The sequence below is a fragment of the Stenotrophomonas rhizophila genome (genome assembly GCF_000661955.1).
GTDB lineage: Bacteria > Pseudomonadota > Gammaproteobacteria > Xanthomonadales > Xanthomonadaceae > Stenotrophomonas > Stenotrophomonas rhizophila.
Map to the genome: position 1 here is coordinate 2,333,791 of NZ_CP007597.1, position 22,403 is coordinate 2,356,193.

Below are 22,403 nucleotides of genomic sequence, written 5' to 3' on the forward strand. Positions count from 1 at the left end.
GCCGATGACCGCCCTGCCCGTTGACTCAACGCTGGCGCAGCGCGATGCGGGTGATGCGGTCGCCCTTGGCATCGTCGGTGCCGCGCGACTTGTTCACCGCGAACACGTTGCCCTTGCCGTCGGCACGCACGTGGTTGGGGAAGGTACCGCCGTCCAGGTTGCCGACCACCTTGCCACTGCGGTCCACCACGGTCACGGTGCCGGCACCGCGGTTGGTCACGTAGGCCAGGCCGGCCTTCGGATCGAAGGCAACGTTCAGCGCGCCGGCACCCACCGCGACGTCGTGCAGCACCTTGCCGCTGGCGACATCCACGATCAGCAGGTTGTCGGTGCCCTGGGAGGCCACGTACAGCCGGTTCTGCTGCGCGTCATAAGCCACGCCGGAGGCGCTGATCGAGTTGCCCAGGTCGATCACCTTGTCGACCTTGCCGCTGGCCACGTCGATCACCGCCGCTTCGGGCGTGCCGATGCTGACGGTGAACAGCTTGCCGCTGGCTTCGTCCAGCACCAGGCTCATCGGAACGAACTTCTCATCGTCCACGCCCGACGCCAGGGTGATCGGCTCCAGCGCCTTGAAGGTCTTGGCATCGAACACCGACAGATGGTCCTCACCGGTTGCCGACGCGAACACCTTGCCGTGCTTGGCATCCACCACCACGTCGCGCGCATGCGGCACCGTGCCGACCGGGAACTGGTGCACCAGCGACAGATTGGACTGGCGGTAGACCGCAATGCTGTCCTGGCGGGTGTTGGTCACCCACACGGTGCCGTTGGCATCGTCCACGCCCACGCCGTACACGGCAAACACGCTGCCGCCCTTGGCGTCGGGCACCTGGGCCGGGGTGATCGCCTTGACCACCTTGAGCGTCTTCGGGTCCACCTTCAGCAGCTGCGACTGGGTCACCGGCGGGCGGCCCACCGCCGAAGTCACGAAGACCGCGTTGCTGGCCGCGCTGTAGGCCGACTGATACAAGCCCTGCACCAGCTTGTTGGACTGGGTGGTGAACTGGTCCTGCCCGGACAGCGGCAGCTGCGGCGACACACGCAGCTTGAGCACGGCCGCGGCGGCCGGCTTGCTCGCGCGCACCACCACCGGGTGGGTACCCGGCACCGCATCGGCGGGAATCTGCAGCTGGGTCTTGAAGTTGCCTTCGGCATCCACGGTCAGCGGCTGCCCGTTGAGCACGGTATCGCCACGCAGCAGGCTGACCTGCTGGCCCGGCACGAAGCCGCGACCGATCACGTCAGCCGTGCTGCCCGGCACGACGTTCTCACCGCGGGAGACAACTTCGCCCTTGAACACGCTGGCGGGCTGGTCGAACACGGGCTGCGCGTTGCCGACGACAGCCAGCAGCAGGCCGGCGGCCAGGGTGGTGAGACGGAGGGAAGAACGGAATGACATGACAGGCTCCTTGCACGGGGTACCGCGCAGCGCGCGGCGGTTCATTGGTTGCCTGGGCCGGTGCAGAGGCGCACGGAAAGCCTGGGTAGCGGGGGTGCACGGCCAGGCCGTGCAGAGAATGGGGGTCTCAGGGCTGCTCGGGCGCTTCCCGGCTGCGGTCGCCCACGCCATACAGCGCGCTCAAGGCAGCCTGCAACGACGCCGACAACATCGGGCCGTGGCCCAGTCCATCGAATTCGCGGTAATGCACGTCCAGCCCCGGCACCTTGGACAGGCGTTGGGACAACTGCATGGCCGCGTCCGGCGTAGCGCCGCCGATGCGGCGCAGATGCGCTACCACGCGCGGGTTGCTCATGTCGCGCTTGCCGCGATCACCGACGCGCTCGGCGCCCCCGAGCATCACCCACACCGTGGCGGGCTGGCCATGCTGGTTTTCCAGGAACTGGCGCTCCATGTCACCCAGCGGCGCACCCTGGCTCCACCACAACGAGGGGCTGGCGGCCAGGTAGTACTGGAACGCCGCCGGCCGGGTGTAGAGCGTACTCAGCACGAACAGGCCGCCCAGCGAGTGGCCCCACAGCGCCTGCTGCTGGCGGTCGATGGTGGCGCGCTTCTCCACTTCCGGTTTGATCCGCCGTTCGATCAGGTCCTGGAATGCAAACGCACCGCCGCCTAACACGGTCGGCTGCCCACCTTCATCGTCGGCGCGGTCGATCCAGGCGGTGTAGTCGGTGGTGCGCGCGGGCGAATCGATGCGCAGGTCGTTGTCGTAACCGATGAACACCAGCACCGGCGCGGCCTTGCGCGCGGCCAGCTCGGCAAGCAGCGGCTGGTCCATCACCATGGCGGCGGCGTTGCCGTCGAGCATGTACAGCACCGGCGCGGGCGCCTTGCCGCCGCGCAACGGAATACCCACGTTGACCTGCCAGCGGCGCTGTCCGTCCGGACTGTCCAGACGGAAGCGCTCGAAGCGATAACTCTCGGCCTTCTGTTCGAAGATGGTGTTGCTCACGCGCTGCTGTGGATTGCGCTGCTGTGCCGATGCGCTGGGCAGGGTGCAGGCCAGGCTCAGCATCAGACCGGCTACAGGCAGCAAGGCATATACACGGCGGCGGGCTGCAAAGGACAACGTCATGGGCACTGGTGGGCGGCAGCACGGAGCCACGCCGCCCTCTTCACATGGAGACAACGCAGTGTATCCTAAATGCGAATGCTTATCACATAGATCACTGTAACAGCGTGTATCCGCGCGCCGGATGCCACACAAGCAAAGGCCCGACCAACCGGCCGGGCCCCTGCACAGTGTTCAACCGGCAGCCGACTTATTCTTCTTCGTCCTGCCCGCCCTGCTGACCGGCGCGCTCGCGCTTCTGGTCCTGATCCTGGTCCTGCTGTTGCTGCTGGCCCTGGCGCTGCGGATCGCGCTGCTGCTGTTGCTGGCCCTGCTGGCCCGGCTGGTTCTTGTCCTGCTGATTCTGTTGGTTCTGCTGCGGGTTCTGATTGGTACCCATCTGTGCATCTCCGGTGTTCGGCAACGAAATGATGCCGGTGACTGCACCGTAGGCGTGCACGGGTTAGCAGCGCGTGCGAAGTTGACCGCCGCGCGTAGACGCCGCCCGCATATCACTAAACAATTCATGACGCCGCCTGCGACTGACATCGCAGTGACACAGCAGACAGGGAACTACGCGCGCGTTTTCGGGGTCGCGACTGCGCCTCGTAGCATATGCAGACTTGCATTCTTCATAAGCAACGGACGCTGCCACGCCGTGTCGCGACCTGCGCTCAGGCGCGCGTCACCATCGACACAATCGTCTCGGCCAACTCACGCTGCGCCTGCGCCGCAGTGATGTCACCGTTCACCGCGGCATACGACAACCCTTCCGCCGCACCCAGCATTCCCCACAGCCCTACCGACGGCAGCGACTGGTTACGCGCGAACGGCGCCAGCAGCGCGCGGCACTGCTCGATGAACACCGTCTCGTACTCGCGTTTGACGCGCGCCAGCTCCGGCGAGCCGGCCAGCGCCGCCACCACACCGGGAATTTCGCGCCCCTGGGTCTGCACGCACGCCACGTAGGCCTGCGCAATCACGTCGGCTTTTTCCTGCAGGGTGGGGCCGGCGGCGGCCAGTGCCGTCTGCAGCACCACGTCCTGGCGCTGGTCGAAATCGCGGTACAGGGCGGCCAGCAATCCGGCGCGGGTGCCGAAATGGTCGTACACCACCGGCTTGGTCACGCCGGACCGCTCGGCCAGCCGCCCCAGTGTCAGGGCATCGGTGCCCTCCTCGCGCACCAATCGCCACGCCTCGGTCAGCAGTTGCTGCTGGCGGTCGGCGCGGCTCAGCCGGCGACGGGGCGCGGCATCCGGAGGTTCAGGCAGGCGGCTTGGCATGGCTATATACCAATCGTAACTTACTGGACGTAACTTACCAAAAGTATACACCCTCCCCCGTCACCTGGATTCCCCCATGCACACCCTGATCGTCACGTCGCACCCCAACCCGGATTCCCTCACCCACGCCGTGGCCGCTCGCATCCGCAACGGGATCACCAGCGCCCACCCCACCGCGACCGTCGAAATGGCCGACCTGGCCAGCGAAGGCTTCGACCCGCGCTTCACCCAGGCCGACCTGGATGGCCACCAGCGGCGGCAGCCGTTCCCGGACGACGTGCTGGCCGAGCAGGCCCGGCTGGACCGTGCCGACACGCTGGTGCTGGTGTTTCCGGTGTACTGGTGGGCCATGCCCGCCCAGCTCAAGGGCTGGATCGATCGGGTCTTTTCCAACGGCTGGGCCTACGACGACAGCAGCGGCCGCGTGGAGAAGAAGCTGTCACGCCTGCAGGTGCATCTGGTCGGCCTGGGCGGTGCGGACCAGCGCACCTGGACCAAGCGCGGCTACGAGACCGCCATGAAGACCCAGATCGACACCGGCATCTTCGACTACTGCGGCGCACCGGTGGTGTCGTCCACGTTGCTGCTGGAAGTGGACACCACCGGCGCCGATGGCGCGCTGACGGCCGCTCCCACGCTGGGCAGGTCTATCGCCGTGAACCGGGCACGCACGGCCGCCTCACCCGCGCCGTAAGCCCTCGTTAACGCGGCGAGCGCACTGGCCTGCCCGTCAGTAGCGTCGCCCGCGCTCAGGGCTAACTACTACCGAAGATGATGGTGACGTCGCCCTGCCAATGCGTCCCGGCGGCGCTCACTCCTTTGGCACGTCCCCAAAACGATTCGGTTGTGCATCGCCTCGCGCCAGCACGGACAAAAACAACATCAACGGCCCCAGGATCGGGATCAACGTCACCATCACGTACCAGCCCGAACGATCGAAATCGTGCAGTCGCCGCACCGTCACCGAGAGATACGGCACCAGCGTCCCGATGATCAACAGCCCCACCAGAAGCTCGACCACCGCCACCACCGTCGCGTTCGCCATCGCACGCGCCAGCATCACCATACCGTGCAGAACCAGAAAGCACAGCGCGAGCAGCAACTGGAACATCCAGTACTCTCGGCGACTGGAGCGCCCGGCAAATTCGGCGTAGCGATGGAAGGCCAGCAGCATGTGGCGCACGGGGAGCATGGATCCTCGGGGTGAACACAGGGGACGGCGACATCTTGAAGCCAACGCCGGCGCACCTCCATGCAATAACTTGCAATGCCGCACTCAGCAGCACGCCGCGCTCAACCCTCGCCTTCAGCCTGCCACGCCGCCACCTTGGCCCGGGTCTGTTCCAGCAACCCATCCAGTGCCTTGCGGTCGTACACCTGGCCACGCAGCAGTACGGTGTCGATGCGACGGGTGGCGTTGATGTCCTGCAGCGGGTTCGCGTCCAGCAGCACCATGTCGGCGGCCTTGCCCACCGCGATGCCGCCATAGCGATCCAGCATCCCGAACCACGACGGCCCTGCCCGCGTTGCCGCCGACAGCGCCTGCGCAGGGGTCAGACCTTCCTTGACGAACAGGCTCAGTTCGTCGTGCAGGCCGATGCCGGGATAGTTGAACGAGTTGAGGAAGCCGGCATCGGTGCCGGCCATGATCGTGACCCCGGCCTGCTGCAGCATCGGCAGCACCGCGGCCACCTGGTGGTACTCGCGATGGCGCGCCTCGATCTGCACCGGCGTCGCCTTGGCGGCACGCTCGACGCGCCAGGCATAGGTCGCCTGCAGCTTGGGGCCGATATAGGCCAGGTACGGATCGTTGGCATGGTCATCCTGGTCGAGGAAATCCAGGATGCGCCCGCCGTTGAGCGTGGGCGTGACGTACACGCCCTTGGCCGCGAACCCACGGTAGGCCGCCATCGCCGTGTCCCGGTCGAAGCCGGCGTCCAGCTGCCGGTTGGCTTCGGCGCGATCGATGCGCTTGTCCGCGAAGGCCGCCGCGATCGCCGCTTCGTTCTTGACCCCGGCCTTGTAGGCATAGTCCAGGTGTTCGATGGAACTGATACCGGCGTCCACCGCCTGCTGCACGGTCAGCGCCATCGGAATATGGCCGGAGGCACGCAGCCCGTTGGCACGCGCACCGCGCACCGCTGCCAAGAACAGGTCCGGGGTCAACGTGCTGTCGGTGATCTTGACGAAGTCGACCTTGTCTTCCTTCAACCGCACGAAGGCCGCATCCAGATCGGCCTGGTTGCCGACCTCGATCGTACCCTTCCAGACCGGCTTCACCCCTTCGATCTTGGCGCCGGAGGTGAACAGTTGCGGCCCCATCAGGCTGCCGTCATGGATCTGCCCGCGCCACTGCAGTACCTGCGTGGGCAGGTCGCCGGAGGCGTCCCGGATGGTGGTGATGCCATGGGCGATATACAGCGGCAACAGCGCCTTGTTTTCTTCGATCAGCTCCGGGCCGCCGCCGAAATGCACGTGCATGTCCCACAGCCCGGGAATCAGGTACCGGCCCTTGGCATCCACCTGGCGCGGCGCGCGCCACTGCCGTGCAATCGCCTTGTCCGCACCGACGGCGACGATGTCAGCGCCGCGCACCACCACGCTCTGATTGGCCTGCGTACTGGCATGCTCCACGTCGACCACCGTGGCCTGGCGGATGATCAGATCGGCCTGCTCGGCGGAGAACGCCGGCGCAGCCAGCATCAACAGGGTCGGAAGCACGGCACACAGCGAAGGTTTCATGGACGGGGCACGATCAGGGAAGACCGGGCCACCATACGGCGCTGGCGTCGGCATGCACCAGTTAAATCTCGGCATGGCCAACATGCAGCAATCAAATGCACTGCCCGGCAGCATGCGCGCCGGGCAGTGCCGGCACCCTTAGACCTCGCCCTGCATCGCCGGGCGCGCCTGCAGCCGCCCCAGCCACTGCTTCACCTGCGGATGCGCCTCGACGTCGGCCCCGAAGTAGACGCCATAGCCCACCACCGACCCCACCACCAGATCGACCAGCGAGTACGCCTCGCCCAGCATCCAGGGACGCTCCGCCAGCCGCGCCTCCAACAGGTCCAGCAGCTCGTTGACGCCCGCCAGAGCGGCAGCGGCCTGCTCGTGGCTGCGCAACGCCTCGTCGCGGGTGGCCAGCCACAGCCGGTTCAACAACGCGGCATAGGTCACGTAGGCCCAGGTGGTCCACGACAGCGCCTGCAGGCGTTCGGGCGTGCCGTCCTGCGGCCACAGCCCCTGCGCCACGCCATGCTGCGCACCGAGCCATTGCAGGATGGCCAGGCCTTCGAACAGCGGCGTGCCATCGACAACCAGGCATGGCACCTTGCCATTGGGATTGATCGCCAGATACGCCGCCGTGCGCTGCTCGCCGGTGCGGATATCGATCTTGACGCGCTCGTGCGGCACCGCCAGTTCGGCCAAGGCGCAGGCAACCGGGGTGGCACTGGACATGGGGTGCCAATAGAAGACGAGGGACATGCGGAACTCCGTGTAGTTTGACTGGGAGGGAGGGTGCCGCCGCAGGGGCCTTGCACCACACCCACAGGCTAGCCACCATTGCGGACACCTTCTGTCCGCGATCGTCGCGCACACTGCCGCCATGCTCACCGCCTCGACCCGCCTGCTCAGCCTGCTGTCCCTGCTGCAATCGCGGCCACACTGGGCCGGCACCGCCTTGGCCGAGCGCACCGGCGTGCATCCGCGCACGCTGCGCCGCGATATCGACCGCCTGCGCCAGCTGGGCTACCCGATCCAGGCCAGCAGCGGCGTGGCCGGCGGGTACGCGTTCCGGGCCGGGCGCGCCCTGCCCCCACTCCTGCTGGACGACGACGAAGCCCTGGCCACGGCCGTGGCCCTGCGCACCGCCGTGACCGGCACCGTCAGCGGCATCGAGCAGACCGCGATCACCGCCCTGGTCAAACTGGAACAGGTCATGCCACCCCGCCTGCGCCGGCGGCTGGACGCGCTGGGCTCGGCGATCCTGCCGCTGGGGCCGTCCGGCCCGGTGGTGGATGCCGGGCTGCTGGCCGTGCTGGCGGGCGCCTGCCGCGACCAGCTGCAGCTGCACTTGGCCTACGCCGACCGCAACGACCAGGCCAGCCAGCGCCGCGTGGAACCGCACGGCGTGGTGCATACCGATCGGCGCTGGTATCTGGTGGCTTGGTGCACCACCCGGCAAGACTGGCGCACCTTCCGCATCGACCGCATCACCGCTGCACCGGTGGTCGGCGCGCACTTCAGCCCGCGTGCGGGCCCGGGCGATGGCGACCTGCGCACCTGGGTGGCCCAGTCGCTGTCACTTGCCCAATCCAATGAGCCGGCGCGGATCATCCTGCACGCGCCCTTGGCGGCCATGCGGCGCCAGATCCCCGACACGGCCGGGCAACTGGAACACGTCGACGCGCACCGCTGCCTGCTGCGCTGTAGTGCCAACCCGGCGGGCGCCATCGTGTACTGGTTGATGGCCCTGGACCTGGAATTCGAGGTGCTGGGTCCGCCGGAACTGCAGGACAAGCTGCGCGACGCCGGGCAACGGGTAGCACGCAGCCTGGCACGCACGGGCAGCTGAGCCGCGCCGGGTTTGCCGCCCCCACGACGGCATGCTAGAACTCCACCCCCTGCCAGATGTGGATGGCACCGTGGCTTCCCCCGCAAGACCCCACCGCAGCCTGTTCGACCTGGACCTGCTGCGCGCCATTGTCACCGTCGCCGACTGCGGCAGCTTCACCACGGCCGCCGCGCGCCTGCATTCCACCCAGTCCACGATCAGCCAGAAGATCCGCCGCCTGGAAGACATGGCCGGGCATCCGCTGCTGGTCCGCGGCAACCGCGAAGTACACCCCACCGATGCCGGGCAGACCCTGCTCGGTATCGCGCGGCAGATGCTGGCCCTCAATGAGCAGATGCGGGAGGCGCTGGCCGGGGCCACCGTGGCGATCACCGTGCGCCTTGGCGTGCCGGAGGACTTCGTCAATGCACGTACCACGCGCCTGCTGGCCAGCTTCAACCGCCGCCACCCGCAGGTGAAGCTGGAGGTCACCAGCGGCCTGAGCCGCGACCTGGCCAGTGGCTACGACCATGGCGAACTGGATCTGGTGCTGGTCAAACAACGCCGCAACAGCCGGCAGGCGGTGGCGTGCTGGCCCGAGCCGATGCGCTGGATCGACAGCGCCCGCGCGCCCTGCATCGGCCTGGACCCGATCCCGCTGGTGACCTTTCCGCCGCTCGGGCTGTACCGCGACGACCTGATCGCCGCCGTCGAGGCCATGGGCCGACGCTGGCGCATCAGCTTCACCAGCTCCAGCCTCAGCGGCATCCAGGGCGCGGTGGCCGATGGCATGGGCATCAGCCTGCTGCCCGCGCGCGCCACCACCGCCGACCATCGCGTGCTCACCCGGCGCCAGGGTCTGCCGCCGGTTGAAAGCATGGAGATCGCGCTGCTGCATCGGCCCAACGCCGATCCACTGGTGGCCGAACTGGCCACCCGCTTCGCACGGCTGCTCGACCGCGAGCGTCGCTGAGCACACCGCAGGAAGCGCGGGGCGAACACCCGCAGGGCGACGGCGATCCGCCTGGATAGTGACGGCGCTCGCGAACTGGACATAGGAATCGTCGCAAATGCGCAATGAAGCGGTATTGCCGCACAGCCAAGCGAGGAGAATTCCTAAACACTCTCCGTCGCGTGCTTTCCTTTGTCCAACAGCAAACAGATCCCATGAGCGGACAGGCCACCCCCTGCACCTTGAAGATCGCCCTGCTCGACGACCACGATGTTGTCCGGCACGGCAGCTTCGTCCACCTTTCCTCCGACCCCCGCTTCGACGTCGTCGGCAGCCACGCACATAGCAACGACCTGATCGCCACCCTGGGGCGCATGCCGGTGGACGTGGCGGTAGTCGACTACACGCTGGCCAGCGATGACCTGGCCGGCAAGGACCTGGTGGCATTGCTCCTGGAACGCTTCCCCGCCGTCCGCCTGCTGCTGTTCACCGCACATGCCAGCCGCGTGCTGCTGTCGGCGGTGCTGCGCGCCGGCGCGGCTGGCATGGTGACCAAGACCGAGCGCCTGGATGCCCTGTCCGACGCCGTCACCCAGGTCGCCAACGGCCAGCGCAGGGTGCCGGCGGAGTTCGGCCAGGTACTTCCCGACGCCACCCTGTCCCGCAGCGAGCGCGACGTGTTGCGGCTGTGCCTGTCCGGCCTGACCGTGAGCGAGATCGCCCTGCACCGCCACCGCAGCATCAAGACCATCAGCACCCAGAAGCACGCGGCGTTCCGCAAACTCGGCCTGCGCAGCGATCGCGACCTGTTCACCCTGCGCCCGCAACTGGGTCCGCTGTGAACGGCCGCTGGCACTGCCTGCTGGTGATCGCGCTGTTGGCCGCGCCCGCGCCCGCCAGCGCCGCGGCCGCACCACGCACGGTGCGGGTGGCGCTTGACCCGGGGCAGTACCGCACCCTCTCACGCGAGGCCATTCCCGCCCGCCACGCCAGTCTGGCGCACGGCTATGCCGCGCTGGTCACCGCGCACACCGGGCTGCGCTTCGACGAACACATGGAGCCCTCCAGCTGGGCAGCCGTGCAGGCATTGTGCGAAGACCGCGCCGACCTGATGCTGATGGTCGGGCCGCCCGAGCACCCGCCGTGTGCGCTGGCCACCTCGCCCGCCTACTACCGCGGCGAGGCGCTGCTGGCCAGCCGACACGCACAGCGGGCGCAGGTGGTACTGGGCGACGGCGCGCCCCATCGCATCGCGGTGGTCCGGGGCAGCCGCTATGTCACCTGGCTGAGCCGGCACTATCCGCAACTGCAGGTGATCGCGGTGGCGGACCTGCCCGATGCCCTGTCGGCGGTGGAAACCGGCGTGACCGATGCCGCGCTCGGGCTGGACGTGCTGATGCGGCCGCTGGTGCGCCGGGAGTTCGACACCCTGCTGCTGCATCGCGCCCCGGATGACCTGCCCGCCACCATCCACCTGGTGGCGCGCAGCGCCGATGACGGGATGATCGCCGAGATCGATGCGGCGATGCAGGCGATCACCCCGCAGCAGCATGCCCAGGTGCTGCAGCGCCTGGCCCGCACCACCTACCTCAGCATTCCGCCGCTGGGCATTTTGATCCGGCACTACCAGTGGCAGGTGCTGGCGGCCGGCGCGCTGATGTCGCTGCTGTTGGTGGCCGCCTTCTGGCTGCTGCGCACCCAGCAGTCCGCGCAGCGCAACGAGCGCCGGCAGGCGCGCTTCATCGGGGTGATGAGCCACGAGGTGCGCAACGCTGCACAGGCGCTGGTGGCGTCGGTGGACCTGCTGAGCCAGTCCGGCCTGGATCCGGGCCAGCGCCAACTGGTCAACGCGGCGCGCACCGCCGGTACCGGCCTGCGCCACCTGCTGGGCCATGCGCTGGACTACTCGCGGATGGCCGCCGGGCAGTTCCGGCCGGCGCCGGACTGGCATGACGTCCAACAACTGGCCAACGACTGCGTCGCCGCCGTACGCCCCAGCGTCCACGCCAAGGGGCTGCAGCTGGACCTGGCGCTGAACCCGGATCCGCTGCCTCTGCTGTGGATCGATGCCGCCGCACTCCGCCAGATCCTCAACAACCTGCTGGGCAATGCGTTGAAGTTCACCGCACAGGGCCGCATTGACGTCGCCCTGTCGGTGCAGCGGCGCGCCGGCGGCACCGAGCTGCAGCTGACCATCAGCGACACCGGCATCGGCATTCCCGCCGAACGCCAGGCCAGCGTGTTCAAGCCATTTGCGCAGGCTCATGCGGACCACGCGCCCGACGCCGGCGGCGCAGGGCTGGGGCTGTCGATCTGTCGGGACCTGGTGAACGCACTGCAGGGCCGGATCGCACTGCACAGCGCACCCGGCCAGGGCAGTCGATTCGACGTCTGTCTTCCCACCTCGGCCCCGCCTCCGGTGCCGGCTGCGCCTGCCGCCCCGTTGGCAGGCTGCACCCTGCTGCTGGTCGAAGACCACCCGCTGACCCGGACGTTCGTTGCACGACAGCTCAGCGCGCTGGGTGCCACCGTCCAGACATGCGCCGATGCTGCAAGCGCCCTGCGCGCGCAGCGTGCCGCACCGAGCATGGTGGTATTGATCGACTGCGACCTGAAGGACATGAGCGGCTACCAGCTGGCGACCCTGCTGCGCGACGCCGAGGCGCTGCAGCCCGGCCCGCCGGCGCGCCTGCTGGCATTCTCAGGGTCCAGCTCACCCGCGCATGTCCAGCGATGCCGTGCCAGCGGCATGGACGCGGTGCTGTACAAACCGCTGGACCCGGCGCAGCTGCTGGCAGTGCTGGATGTGGAGGTGACGCCGGGGTCAAACGGCAGCCAGGCCGTGGACAACAATGACCCGATGTGGGCGCCGTACGTGCACGCACTGCAGGAGGAATTGTTGGCGCTGCAGCAGGCCCGCGACCAGCGACAGGTCGCCGCCCTGCGCCGGCATGCGCATCGGCTGACCGGGGTGCTGCGCATGCTGGGACGTGAGGCGCTGGCCGATACCGCTGCGGACCTGCACGAGGCGCCACTGGAAACGCCCACCGACTGGCTCGACGCTGATCGGCTGCTTGCCCATCTGCGTGCACACGCCGGTGCGCTGCCGCGTTCGCGCGTTACTTGAGCTGCAGCGGATACCGCTGCCACAGCACGTGCACCAGAAACCCGGTCAACTCCGGGTCCTTGCTGCTGATCGCCGCGCGGATCTTGTCCAGCAGCACCATGTCGCTGCAGCTGCGCACATCGGCGTGATCGGCCTGACCGGCGCGACGCGCACGGTAGCGTGCCGCGCGCTGTGCATCGGTCATCGCATAGCCGAACGTGGGCGGACGGCCGCGCTTGCGCGGCAGCATCAGCTCCAGGGTGCCGGGGTCTTGTTCATCGCGCATGACGGACGAAGATGCAAACGGGGGCGCGCACGATATCGTGAGACATCACTTTAATCCAGCCTTTTGCGCGGCTTTCTGCGTTTTGCCTTCAGCGCGCCGCTTCGGCAAGGCGCGCACCCAGCCACACCAGCACCATCCCGCCCACCAGGGTGACCCCCAGATACAGCGGCACCATCGCGCCGCGCCCGCCGCGCGCAAACACCAGGGTTTCCATCATCAAGGCCGAGAACGTGGTGAGCCCGCCCAGCAGCCCCACGATCAGGAACGCGCGCCAATAGGCTGCCTGGCTGCCGCGCGTCTGCAGCCACATCATCAGGTAGCCGGCGGCGAACGCGCCGACCAGGTTGGCGGTCAATGTTCCCCACGGAAACCCGTGCCCGAACTGGCGCAGCATGGCGTCGCCGATCATGAAGCGCAGCGCAGCGCCCAGCGCTCCCCCGGCCATCACCAGCCCCAGTTGCTGCCACCAGAGGGTAAGGCCGTCCATCACTGCCCGCCCTTGTCGGCGCGCGCCTGCTCGCGCGCGGCACGCAGCCGGTCCAGCTTTTCCTTCAGCTTGATTTCCAGTCCCCGCGCGACGGGCTGGTAGTACACGCGCTCACCCAGTGCATCCGGGAACCCGGTCTGGTCCAGCGCGATGCCGCCTTCCACGTCGTGGTCGTACTGGTACGCCGCGCCGTAGCCGAGGTTCTTCATCAGCTTGGTCGGCGCGTTGCGCAGGTGCAGGGGCACCTCTTCGGTGCCGCTGTCGCGGACGTCGGCCTTGGCCTGGTTGAAGGCGGCATAGCCGGCGTTGGACTTGGCGGTGCTGGCCAGGTACAGGACCAGCTGGGCGAAGGCCAGTTCACCTTCGGGGCTGCCCAGTCGTTCGTAGATGTCCCAAGCTTCCAGTGCCATCGACTGCGCGCGCGGGTCGGCCAGGCCGATATCCTCGATCGCCATGCGGGTCAGGCGCCTGGCCAGGTAGGACGGGTCGCAGCCACCATCCAGCATCCGCGTCAGCCAGTACAGCGCGGCGTCGGGGTTGGAGCTGCGCACGGATTTGTGCAGCGCCGAGATCTGGTCGTAGAACTGCTCGCCGCCCTTGTCGAACCGCCGCGTGCGGTCGGCCAGCACCTGCTGCAGCATCTCCGGACTGATCCTGCCGCCGTCACCGCCGGCCAGTTCGGCGGCAATTTCGAGCAGGGTCAGTGCGCGGCGCACGTCGCCATCGGCGGCGGTGGCGATTTCCAGCAGCGACTCGGCCGCCACCTGCACCGGCTCGGCCGCCAGCCCGCGCTCGGCATCGTCCAGCGCGCGCTCCAGCGCCTCCACGATATCGGCCGGCGACACCGCTTCAAGCACATGCACACGGCAACGCGACAGCAGCGCCGAGTTCAGTTCGAACGACGGGTTTTCGGTGGTGGCGCCGACGAACACGATGGTGCCGCGCTCGATATGCGGCAGGAACGCATCCTGCTGGGCCTTGTTGAAGCGGTGCACCTCGTCCACGAACAGCACCGTGCGACGCCCCTCGGCGAACCGCTGCGCCGCTTCGGCCAGCACCTGACGCACGTCGGGCAGCCCGGACAGCACGGCCGAGATGGCGCGGAATTCGGCATCGGCGTAATGCGCCAGCAGCAGCGCCAGGGTGGTTTTGCCGCAGCCCGGCGGCCCCCACAGGATCATCGAGTGCACATGCCCGGACTCGACCGCGCGGCGCAATGCACTACCGGGCGCGAGCAGGCGCTTCTGCCCCACCATCTCGTCCAGCGTCTGCGGGCGCATCCGCTCGGCGAGCGGACGCATGTTGTCCCGATCCACGGTCAGCAGATCGGGCCCATTGAATGTCGTTCGATTTCTGGCCACGCGCCTATTCTACCGTGGCCGGGCGTGCGCCGATCCAACGCATCGGCATATGCCCGTGACCGCAGCCCCGTAGAGCCGGGCTCTGCCCGGCTGCCGTTGATCGTGCGGATGCCCAGCCGGGCAGAGCCCGGCTCTACGTCGCTGCCTTTCGCGCGCGCCCACCAAGCCGGGCAGAGCCCGGCTCTACTGGCCGATGACGTCGGTGCCCTTGGGCGGCGCGAAGCTGAAGGTGCCCGCGGCGAAGCCCGGGTTGCGCTTCCAGCCGGTGAAGGTGATCACGGTGCGCTGGCCAACGGCGTCCACCACTTCCATGCGGGCCAGGCCCTGCGCGTTGAAGCCCAGTGCGGCGTACTGGAAGGCGGTGTCGGTTTCACGCTTGGGGCTCAGCGCCAGCCACTGCAGGCCGTCGCGGGACGCCGCCTCTTCACTGACGTCGTACTGCTTGTCCAGCAACGCCGGGTTGATCAGCGCGGTCAGCGGGCTGTTCTGCTCTTCGGCGCCCTGTGCACGCACGGTGGCCTGCTCCAGGTCCGGCTCGTACACCCACACCTTTTTGCCGTCGGCCACGATCAGCTGTTCGTGCGGCTTGATGTACTCCCAGCGGAACAGGCGCGGCGCCGACAGCGCGACCCGGCCGCTGGTGTTTTCCTTGACCTTGCCCTTGCTGTCGAACACCTGCTGGCTGAACTGCCCGTCCAGGCCCTTCAGGCCCTGGGTGAAGCGGTTGAGCTCATCACGGGCACCGGCCCAGGCAGACGCTGAGCCCACACTGGCCATGACCAGGGTGGCGGCAACCAGGTAGCGACGGAAAGTGGTGTGCATGCGAGGTATCCGAACAGATGGGAAGGATGGAGTGCAGTGTGCCCAGCCAAACCTGAATGGGCGATCAGGCATAGTATGCGCCGCGCGGCTTCGCCCGCCTACCGGCGGCGCAGGGTTACGGACTGACCTGGACCGTCTTCAGGTCGCCATACACCACCTGGCCGCGGAAACCGCGCCGGACCTGCTGGTAGAGCGCCCGGAAGGCCGGGTAATCCTGCGCTTCGCACAGCGCCTGCGGCCCGCGTACTGCCCGCTGGTGCAGACGATGGTGAGCGGTGATGACCTGGCCGTCGCGGGTCCAGTCCAGCCGGTACTCACCGGCGGCATTGCGGAACTGCTGGCTGCGCGGGATGGCCACGATCGGCACGCCGGCCGGGAACTGCAGCCGGTAGGTTTCCTCGCGCAGGCTGTCGGTGCAGTAGAACGGGGTGTCGTTGGTCGGTGCCGAGGTGGTGGTGTAGATGTCGCGGAACGATTCGCCCCCGGGCGCATCCGGCAGCGGCATGCCACCGACCGCACCGAAATCCACGTAGTCACTGGCATGGAAGTCATAGCGGTAGTTGAACGGTCGGGTCAGGTCCTGCGGATCCCCCAGCAGGGTCAACGCGCCGCTGCCGTCGAACCCGGACGAGGCCATGATCGACTCCTCCACCCGGGCGCGGTTCTGTGCGTTGAGGCGGGCAAAGGAACCGCGCATGCCGATCTCGCTGATTTCGCTGGGCTGCTGCACGGTCTGCCCGCTCAGGTTGCCCGCCGCATCGAAGCGGAAGCCCACCTCCAGCCCGTTGCCGTTGCGCGACGCATCGTTTTCCGGCGTGCGCGCCACGGTGGCCTGGCGGGTCAGCAGTACCGGAGCGCCAAGGTCGCCGTCGGGCAACTGGCCAAAGCGGGCGTAGGCGCTGGTGGAGTCCAGGTACAGGTCGAATTCGGGGATGTAGGTGATGGCGTGATTGAAACGCCCCAGCAGCGGGATCGCCGGCAGGGTCGGTCCGCCGCCGGCGCCGATCAGCACCGGCGTGCTCTGGATGCCGCGCGCCGCCAGCAGGGCTTCCAGGATCACCACGTGGTCCTTGCAGTCGCCGTAGTGGTTGTCGAGGATGCTCTGCGCCGGGTTCGGCTCCAGCCCGCCGTTGCCCAGGTACACCGCCACGTAGCGGATGTTCTGCGACACCCAGCGATACAGCGCGGCGGCCTGCTCCCGACGGTCGGCGATGCCGGCGGTGAGCTGGTCGGCCAGCGCCTGGATGCCGGGCGTCACCTTCGCCGCCTCGCCGCCCTTGAGCTGGTAGGCACGGGCCACCTGGGCCCAGTCGCGGTAGGTGCTGGCCATGATGGTCGGGCTGAACTCCCAGGCGGCCGCCGACCAGTTCTGCGCCTGCATCGGCGTGGGCCGCTGGTACTGCCACTCCCAGTGCGCCCGCCCGTCACGGATGATGGGGGTGTCACTGCCCTGCACGCCGCGTTGCTGCACGAACATCGGCATGGCGGCAGGCGCCGACAGCGTGACCCGTGCGTCGTCGTACTGGGTGAACACGCTGAAGGTTTCCCACAGACCGAAATAGCCCGGGAAGTACGGCGTGTTCTGCGTCCGCCGGGTCTGGTACACCACCCGCGTGCCGGGGGCCAGGTTCGGAAACACCACCACCCGCACCTTGCGGTCGGCATACATGGCCGCCGCCGCGCTGGAGTAGCTTTCCTGGGTATAGATGCGATCGGCCGGCACGTCGCGGCGCTGGCCGTCGGCGGTCAGCGTATAGGCCGCCAGCACGTCCAGCGTCTCCATCTTTTCGCTGTAGCTCAGGCGCACCTGGCTGAACTGCTCGACGGCCGCCTTGGTCTTGAGCAGGATCTCGTACTCTTCGGTCTGCACGTTGCCCGCATCGGGGCGCACGGCATAGTCGGCGCGATAGCGCACGAAACTGAAGTTGTTGCTGGCCTGCGCGTCGGCGCCCTGCTCCGCTGGCGCCGCTGCAGCCGGGGACGCGGCCGGGACTGCCGGCGTCACACCGGCATGCGCGGCGGTCGCCATCAGCGCCAGCCCGCCCACCACCCACCAGACCATCGGCTTCATTGCGCTTCCTTGGGACGAGGGTGCCGGTGACGGAGCCCGGCGGTGACGCAACTGGGCAGAGCGCGGGGATGGAACAGCCGGACAGAACCCGCGGATGGAGCAGCCGGGCAGCGCCCGGCTCTACTTGGGGGGTGGCGGCGCGAGCACGCTGCGGTCGCCGTTGTGTTCGGGCGGGCTGACCACGCCGGCCATTTCCATCGCTTCGATGAGGCGCGCGGCGCGGTTGTAGCCAATCTTGAGCCGGCGCTGCACGCCGGAGATCGAGGCGCGACGGGTTTCGGTGACGATGCGCAGCGCTTCGTCGTACAGCGGGTCGGACTCATCGCCGGCACTGCTGCTGGCTTCGGGCAGGCCACCGGCCCCCACCACCACGCCGTCGCCCATCATCTGCACCTCGTCCAGCACGCCGCTGATGTAGTCGGCCGGGCCGCTGGCCTTGAGGTGCTCGACCACGCGGTGCACTTCCTCGTCGGACACGAACGCGCCGTGCACACGATCCGGCAGCGCGGTGCCGGGCGGCAGGTACAGCATGTCGCCGTGGCCCAGCAGCGTTTCGGCGCCGGACTGGTCCAGGATGGTGCGCGAATCGATCTTGGAACTGACCTGGAAGCCGATGCGGGTGGGAATGTTGGCCTTGATCAGGCCGGTGATCACGTCCACCGACGGGCGCTGGGTGGCCAGGATCAGGTGGATGCCGGCTGCACGGGCCTTCTGCGCCAGACGTGCGATCAGTTCTTCGACCTTCTTGCCGACGATCATCATCATGTCGGCGAATTCGTCGATGAAGATCACGATGAACGGCAGCGTCTCCAGCGGGCGCGGGGCTTCGCCCAGCTCCGGGTTCGGCTTGAACAGCGGGTCCATCATCGGCTGCCCGGCGTCCTCGGCGTCCTTGACCTTCTTGTTGAAGCCGGCCAGGTTGCGCACGCCCACCGCGCTCATCAACTTGTAGCGCCGCTCCATTTCGGCCACGCACCAGCGCAGGCCGTTGGCGGCTTCCTTCATGTCGGTCACCACCGGCGCCAACAGGTGCGGGATGCCCTGGTAGACGCTCAGCTCGAGCATCTTCGGGTCGATCATCAGCATCCGCAGGTCTTTCGGCGAGGCCTTGTACAGCAGGCTCAGCACCATGGCGTTGACCGCCACCGACTTGCCCGAACCGGTGGTACCGGCCACCAGCAGGTGCGGCATGCGCGCCAGGTCGGCCACGGTCGGGCGCCCGGCGATGTCCTTGCCCAGCGCCAGGGTCAGCGGGCTGGCCGACTTGTCGTACTCCTTGGAGCGCAGCAGTTCGGACAGGTAGATCATTTCGCGGGTGACGTTGGGGATCTCCAGGCCGACCACCGACTTGCCGGGGATCACATCGACCACGCGCACGGATTTGACCGACAGGCCGCGGGCGATGTCCTTGTCCAGCGAGCTGATCTGGCTGACCTTGATCCCCGGTGCCGGCTCGATCTCGAAGCGGGTGATCACCGGGCCGGGGTATGCGCCCACCACCTGCGCTTCGATGCGGAAGTCCTTGAGCTTGAACTCGATCTGCCGCGACAGGGTCTCCAGGGTGTCCTCGTCGTAGCCCTTGGGCTGCGGCTTGGGATCATCCAGCAGCGCCAGCGGCGGCAGGTCCGAGCCATCACCGTTGACGCCGCGGAACATCGGAATCTGGGTCTCGCGCTTGGCACGATCACTCTTTTCCAGCACCGGCTCAGGGCGCGGCTCGATCTTGACCGGCTCGCGCTTGGCCCGCACCTCGGCATCGACCTTGCGCACTTCCTGGCGCTCTTCGCGCATGGCGCGGGTCTGCTGCCACTCGGTGGCCTGCTCTTTCTTCTTGTTGAACAGCGGCGGCAGCGCCAGCACCCAGCGACCGATCTTCTCCATCACCACGAACCAGGAGATGCCGGTGGCCAGGGTGATCGACGCCAGCAGCAGCACCAGCACGAACAGGTTCGCGCCCAGCGCACCAAAACCGGCGCTGAGCGAGTTGCCGACCAGCCGCCCGAGAATGCCGCCGGCATGGGCGACGTCGCCGGTGAACAGGCGCACATGCAGGAAACCGGTGCCGGCAATCAGGAAACCGACCAGGCCGACCAGGCGCAGCGCCGGGTCCAGGTCATGCTCGCCCTTGCTCTCGCGCTTGAGGCCGAACATCGCGATCCAGGCCAGCGCGCCGAGCACGATCGGCAGCACGAAGGCGATGTAGCCGAACAACTGCAGCAGCACATCGGCGATCCAGGCGCCCACGCGGCCGCCCATGTTGTGCACCGGGGCCACCACGCTGCCGGTATGCGACCAGCCCGGATCGGCGGCCGAATAGGTGAACAGACTGGCCACCAGGTACAGCAGCGCCGGGGCGATCGCGATCAGCCCGAGGTCGCGCCACAGCCGTTGGCGACGCGGATTGTCGGCAGGCGCAGGCGCGGCTGCCGCTTTGCGCGACGGTTTGCTGTCAGGAGACTTGGATCGTTCCGGGAGCTGCTTCGCCACCTTAGACCACACCTTGGGAATGCACTGTTAGTGCTTGATAATAAACGACTGGCAGGCACCCCGGTAGGTCTGGACCGCCGGTGGGCATGCCCGCCCGGCCCGGCCCGTGTCAAAACTCCGGCACGGGGCCCGCCACACGCCCTGCAGGTTCCACCGTTCCACCGTTCACCTTGAATCGCCCTGCCCCTGCCGCCACTCTATGACCTGTCACGGACGTCCCGCAATGCACCGCCGGCGCCCCATCCCGTCACCTTTACGCGAGTCTACATGAGCAATTCCACGCCCTCCCGCCACCAGAAGCTCGTCATCCTCGGCTCCGGCCCGGCCGGCTGGACCGCCGCCGTCTACGCCGCCCGCGCCAACCTCAAGCCAGTGGTCATCACCGGCCTGCAGCAGGGTGGCCAGCTGATGACCACCACCGAAGTGGACAACTGGCCGGGCGATGCACATGGCCTGATGGGTCCGGACCTGATGGCGCGCATGCAGGCCCATGCCGAGCGCTTCGAGACCGAGGTGATCTTCGACCACATCCACACCGCCGACCTGGCCCAGCGTCCGTTCAGGCTGATTGGCGACAGCGCCGAATACACCTGCGACGCGCTGATCATTGCCACCGGCGCCACCGCCAAGTACCTGGGCATTCCGACCGAAGAGGAATTCAAGGGCCGCGGCGTCTCCGCCTGCGCCACCTGCGACGGCTTCTTCTACCGTGACCAGGACGTGGTCGTGGTGGGCGGCGGCAACACCGCCGTGGAAGAGGCCCTGTACCTGTCCAACATCGCCCGCAAGGTCTACCTGGTCCACCGCCGCGACACCCTCAAGGCGGAGAAGATCATGCAGGACAAGCTGTTTGCCAAGGTGGCCGCCGGCAAGATCGAGACCGTGTGGCACCACCAGGTGGACGAAGTGCTGGGCAACGAGGCCGGCGTCACCGGCGTGCGCGTCAAGTCGACCCTGGACGGCACCACCCGCGACATCGAGGCGCACGGCTTCTTCGTGGCCATCGGTCACCACCCCAACACCAGCTTGTTCGACGGCCAGCTGACCATGAACAACGGCTACCTGGACATCCGTTCGGGCCTGGGCGGCAACGCCACCCAGACCTCGGTGGAGGGCGTGTTCGCCGCCGGCGACGTGGCCGACCAGCACTACCGCCAGGCGATCACCTCGGCCGGTTTCGGCTGCATGGCCGCGCTGGACGCCGAGCGGTATCTGGATGCAAAGGGCATGGCCAGCTGATTCCGGCCCCAACCGCTTGAAAGGAAAAGGCCGGCGCGAAAGCGTCGGCCTTTTTCGTGGCGCGCCGTCGCGCACCCGCATCCCGTCGCTCTGCCCTATCCTTCCCACATGCCCGACACACGCTTCCTGCATCGCCTGTCCGATGTCCCCGCCACCGCCTGGGATGCCCTCCATGACGGCAGCAATCCGTTTGTCAGCCACGCGTTCCTGGCCGGCCTGGAAGACCATGGCTGCCTGCGCCCGGAATGGGGCTGGCGACCCCGCCACTTCACGCTGTGGGAGGGCGACACGCTGGTCGCCGCCATCCCGGGCTACCTGAAGGACAACTCGCATGGCGAGTTCGTGTTCGACCACGCCTGGGCCAACGCGTATGCGCGCCATGGCCTGGACTACTTCCCGAAGTGGCTGGGGGCGGTGCCGTACTCGCCGGTGACCGGGCCGCGCCTGCTCGCGCGTGGCGATGCCGACCGCGCCGTGCTCGCCGAGCGGCTACGCACTGAAGTGGCGCGCATGGGCTGGTCGTCGGCACACATCAATTTCCATCCGGCCGAAGAGGACGCCGCGTTCGGACCGGGCTGGATGCTGCGCGAGGACATCCAGTTCCAATGGCACAACACCGGCCAGTGGCGTGAGTTCGGCGCATTCCTTGCGGCGATGAACCACAAGCACCGCAAGAACATCCGCCAGGAGCGCGCCAAGCTGGCCCGCACCGGCGTGAGCTACCGGATCGTGCATGGCGATGAGGCCAGCGAAGAGGACCTGCTGGCGATGCACGGGTTCTACCTGCAGACCTTTGCCGAGTACGGGAACGCACCGGCGCTCACCTTGCCGTTCCTGCGCCACCTGGCTGCCCGGATGCCGCGCCAGCTGGTGATCTTCCTGGCCCTGATCGACGACGCGCCCGTGGCCGGCGCGCTCTGCCTGCGCGGCACCACGACGCTGTACGGACGTTACTGGGGCGGGGCCACCCTGCCCGGCCTGCATTTTGAAACCTGCTACTACCAGGGCATCGAGTACTGCCTGCGCGAAGGCCTGACGCATTTCGAGCCCGGTGCGCAGGGCGAGCACAAGCTGGCGCGCGGCTTCCTGCCCCAGACGGTACGCAGCCGTCATTGGGTGGCCGAGCCCGCCTTTGCCGAAGCGCTGGCCGACTGGTGCGAACACGAGCGCGACGAGGTGGCGCGCTATGCGCATACGCTCGCCGGGCACAGTCCGTTCCGGCAGGACCCCTGAGACCCGCC

Annotated in this window: 20 protein-coding genes; 7 read left to right on the forward strand and 13 right to left on the reverse strand. The window is 68.0% G+C overall.

Annotated elements, in window-relative coordinates; translation table 11 throughout:
* Positions 1-25: 25 nt before the first annotated feature.
* From DX03_RS09935 to DX03_RS09950, 4 genes are all read right to left on the reverse strand, one after another.
* Complete coding sequence (locus DX03_RS09935) at positions 26-1,402, reverse strand: YncE family protein (protein ID WP_038692208.1); 1,377 nt, start codon at positions 1,400-1,402, stop codon at positions 26-28.
* 127 nt (positions 1,403-1,529) lie between these two features.
* Positions 1,530-2,537: an alpha/beta hydrolase gene (locus tag DX03_RS09940; protein WP_038688357.1), complete on the reverse strand. Its 1,008-nt coding sequence runs from the start codon at positions 2,535-2,537 to the stop codon at positions 1,530-1,532.
* 187 nt (positions 2,538-2,724) lie between these two features.
* Entirely contained in the window at positions 2,725-2,913 is a 189-nt protein-coding gene (locus DX03_RS09945; protein WP_038692209.1) for a hypothetical protein, read from the reverse strand.
* Between the two features lie 274 nt (positions 2,914-3,187).
* Entirely contained in the window at positions 3,188-3,796 is a 609-nt protein-coding gene (locus DX03_RS09950) for a TetR/AcrR family transcriptional regulator (RefSeq protein WP_038688359.1), read from the reverse strand.
* A 76-nt stretch (positions 3,797-3,872) separates the two neighbouring features.
* On the opposite strand from DX03_RS09950, the gene DX03_RS09955 reads away from it, so the two are divergent.
* Positions 3,873-4,490, forward strand: a complete 618-nt coding sequence (locus DX03_RS09955) for an NAD(P)H-dependent oxidoreductase (RefSeq protein ID WP_038688361.1) — start codon at positions 3,873-3,875, stop codon at positions 4,488-4,490.
* 117 nt (positions 4,491-4,607) lie between these two features.
* On the opposite strand, the gene DX03_RS09960 is transcribed toward DX03_RS09955, so the two are convergent.
* From DX03_RS09960 to DX03_RS09970, 3 genes are all read right to left on the reverse strand, one after another.
* Positions 4,608-4,970 (reverse strand): DUF805 domain-containing protein, encoded by a 363-nt coding sequence (locus tag DX03_RS09960; protein ID WP_244880239.1) that lies wholly within the window; start codon positions 4,968-4,970, stop codon positions 4,608-4,610.
* Positions 4,971-5,089: 119 nt separating this feature from the next.
* On the reverse strand, positions 5,090-6,538 hold the full coding sequence (locus DX03_RS09965) for an amidohydrolase family protein (RefSeq protein ID WP_038688366.1): 1,449 nt from the start codon (positions 6,536-6,538) through the stop codon (positions 5,090-5,092).
* A 138-nt stretch (positions 6,539-6,676) separates the two neighbouring features.
* A complete protein-coding gene (locus DX03_RS09970; RefSeq protein WP_038688368.1) occupies positions 6,677-7,282 on the reverse strand; it encodes a glutathione S-transferase family protein in 606 nt (201 codons plus the stop codon).
* A 121-nt stretch (positions 7,283-7,403) separates the two neighbouring features.
* Between DX03_RS09970 and DX03_RS09975 the strand changes: the two genes are divergently transcribed.
* The 4 genes from DX03_RS09975 (at position 7,404) to DX03_RS09990 (ending at position 12,430) form a co-directional block, all read left to right on the forward strand.
* Complete coding sequence (locus DX03_RS09975) at positions 7,404-8,372, forward strand: helix-turn-helix transcriptional regulator (protein ID WP_038688370.1); 969 nt, start codon at positions 7,404-7,406, stop codon at positions 8,370-8,372.
* Between the two features lie 31 nt (positions 8,373-8,403).
* Positions 8,404-9,324: a LysR substrate-binding domain-containing protein gene (locus tag DX03_RS09980; protein WP_081797216.1), complete on the forward strand. Its 921-nt coding sequence runs from the start codon at positions 8,404-8,406 to the stop codon at positions 9,322-9,324.
* A gap of 194 nt (positions 9,325-9,518) precedes the next feature.
* The gene (locus tag DX03_RS09985) at positions 9,519-10,145 is read left to right on the forward strand and encodes a response regulator (RefSeq protein WP_038688372.1); all 627 of its coding nucleotides are present in this window, start codon (positions 9,519-9,521) and stop codon (positions 10,143-10,145) included.
* Positions 10,142-12,430, forward strand: coding sequence for an ATP-binding protein (locus DX03_RS09990; protein ID WP_051598825.1), 2,289 nt, complete (start codon positions 10,142-10,144; stop codon positions 12,428-12,430). The genes DX03_RS09985 and DX03_RS09990 overlap by 4 nt, the downstream gene beginning before the upstream one ends.
* On the opposite strand, the gene DX03_RS09995 is transcribed toward DX03_RS09990, so the two are convergent.
* From DX03_RS09995 to DX03_RS10020, 6 genes are all read right to left on the reverse strand, one after another.
* Positions 12,423-12,695, reverse strand: coding sequence for a hypothetical protein (locus tag DX03_RS09995; RefSeq protein ID WP_038688374.1), 273 nt, complete (start codon positions 12,693-12,695; stop codon positions 12,423-12,425). The two genes, DX03_RS09990 and DX03_RS09995, sit on opposite strands and share 8 nt — an antisense overlap.
* Before the next feature lie 88 nt (positions 12,696-12,783).
* Positions 12,784-13,182, reverse strand: coding sequence for a fluoride efflux transporter CrcB (gene crcB / locus DX03_RS10000; RefSeq protein ID WP_038688376.1), 399 nt, complete (start codon positions 13,180-13,182; stop codon positions 12,784-12,786).
* Positions 13,182-14,483, reverse strand: coding sequence for a replication-associated recombination protein A (locus DX03_RS10005; protein ID WP_244880110.1), 1,302 nt, complete (start codon positions 14,481-14,483; stop codon positions 13,182-13,184). Before DX03_RS10005 ends, crcB begins: the two co-directional genes overlap by 1 nt.
* Before the next feature lie 243 nt (positions 14,484-14,726).
* A complete protein-coding gene (lolA, locus tag DX03_RS10010) occupies positions 14,727-15,365 on the reverse strand; it encodes an outer membrane lipoprotein periplasmic chaperone LolA (protein WP_038688379.1) in 639 nt (212 codons plus the stop codon).
* 115 nt (positions 15,366-15,480) lie between these two features.
* Positions 15,481-17,436, reverse strand: coding sequence for a DUF3857 domain-containing protein (locus tag DX03_RS10015; RefSeq protein WP_425598269.1), 1,956 nt, complete (start codon positions 17,434-17,436; stop codon positions 15,481-15,483).
* Between the two features lie 120 nt (positions 17,437-17,556).
* On the reverse strand, positions 17,557-19,923 hold the full coding sequence (locus DX03_RS10020; RefSeq protein WP_038688381.1) for a DNA translocase FtsK: 2,367 nt from the start codon (positions 19,921-19,923) through the stop codon (positions 17,557-17,559).
* A 267-nt stretch (positions 19,924-20,190) separates the two neighbouring features.
* Between DX03_RS10020 and trxB the strand changes: the two genes are divergently transcribed.
* Both trxB and DX03_RS10030 read left to right on the forward strand, forming a co-directional pair.
* The gene (gene trxB / locus DX03_RS10025; protein WP_038688383.1) at positions 20,191-21,162 is read left to right on the forward strand and encodes a thioredoxin-disulfide reductase; all 972 of its coding nucleotides are present in this window, start codon (positions 20,191-20,193) and stop codon (positions 21,160-21,162) included.
* Between the two features lie 108 nt (positions 21,163-21,270).
* On the forward strand, positions 21,271-22,395 hold the full coding sequence (locus DX03_RS10030; RefSeq protein ID WP_038688385.1) for a GNAT family N-acetyltransferase: 1,125 nt from the start codon (positions 21,271-21,273) through the stop codon (positions 22,393-22,395).
* The last annotated feature ends 8 nt before the right edge of the window (positions 22,396-22,403 follow it).

What these genes read in the sequence shown, in the direction of transcription:
- DX03_RS09940 (WP_038688357.1), bottom strand. Translation starts at nt 2,537, where the DNA reads ATGACGTTGTCCTTTGCAGCCCGCCGCCGTGTATATGCCTTGCTGCCT.
- DX03_RS09965 (WP_038688366.1), bottom strand. Translation starts at nt 6,538, where the DNA reads ATGAAACCTTCGCTGTGTGCCGTGCTTCCGACCCTGTTGATGCTGGCT.
- DX03_RS09980 (WP_081797216.1), top strand. Translation starts at nt 8,404, where the DNA reads ATGCTAGAACTCCACCCCCTGCCAGATGTGGATGGCACCGTGGCTTCC.
- DX03_RS10015 (WP_425598269.1), bottom strand. Translation starts at nt 17,436, where the DNA reads ATGAAGCCGATGGTCTGGTGGGTGGTGGGCGGGCTGGCGCTGATGGCG.
- DX03_RS09970 (WP_038688368.1), bottom strand. Translation starts at nt 7,282, where the DNA reads ATGTCCCTCGTCTTCTATTGGCACCCCATGTCCAGTGCCACCCCGGTT.
- trxB (WP_038688383.1), top strand. Translation starts at nt 20,191, where the DNA reads ATGAGCAATTCCACGCCCTCCCGCCACCAGAAGCTCGTCATCCTCGGC.
- DX03_RS09960 (WP_244880239.1), bottom strand. Translation starts at nt 4,970, where the DNA reads ATGCTGCTGGCCTTCCATCGCTACGCCGAATTTGCCGGGCGCTCCAGT.
- DX03_RS09950 (WP_038688359.1), bottom strand. Translation starts at nt 3,796, where the DNA reads ATGCCAAGCCGCCTGCCTGAACCTCCGGATGCCGCGCCCCGTCGCCGG.
- DX03_RS09995 (WP_038688374.1), bottom strand. Translation starts at nt 12,695, where the DNA reads ATGCGCGATGAACAAGACCCCGGCACCCTGGAGCTGATGCTGCCGCGC.
- DX03_RS09985 (WP_038688372.1), top strand. Translation starts at nt 9,519, where the DNA reads ATGAGCGGACAGGCCACCCCCTGCACCTTGAAGATCGCCCTGCTCGAC.
- DX03_RS09975 (WP_038688370.1), top strand. Translation starts at nt 7,404, where the DNA reads ATGCTCACCGCCTCGACCCGCCTGCTCAGCCTGCTGTCCCTGCTGCAA.
- DX03_RS10005 (WP_244880110.1), bottom strand. Translation starts at nt 14,483, where the DNA reads ATGCGTCCGCTCGCCGAGCGGATGCGCCCGCAGACGCTGGACGAGATG.
- DX03_RS10030 (WP_038688385.1), top strand. Translation starts at nt 21,271, where the DNA reads ATGCCCGACACACGCTTCCTGCATCGCCTGTCCGATGTCCCCGCCACC.
- lolA (WP_038688379.1), bottom strand. Translation starts at nt 15,365, where the DNA reads ATGCACACCACTTTCCGTCGCTACCTGGTTGCCGCCACCCTGGTCATG.
- DX03_RS09935 (WP_038692208.1), bottom strand. Translation starts at nt 1,402, where the DNA reads ATGTCATTCCGTTCTTCCCTCCGTCTCACCACCCTGGCCGCCGGCCTG.
- DX03_RS09945 (WP_038692209.1), bottom strand. Translation starts at nt 2,913, where the DNA reads ATGGGTACCAATCAGAACCCGCAGCAGAACCAACAGAATCAGCAGGAC.
- crcB (WP_038688376.1), bottom strand. Translation starts at nt 13,182, where the DNA reads ATGGACGGCCTTACCCTCTGGTGGCAGCAACTGGGGCTGGTGATGGCC.
- DX03_RS09955 (WP_038688361.1), top strand. Translation starts at nt 3,873, where the DNA reads ATGCACACCCTGATCGTCACGTCGCACCCCAACCCGGATTCCCTCACC.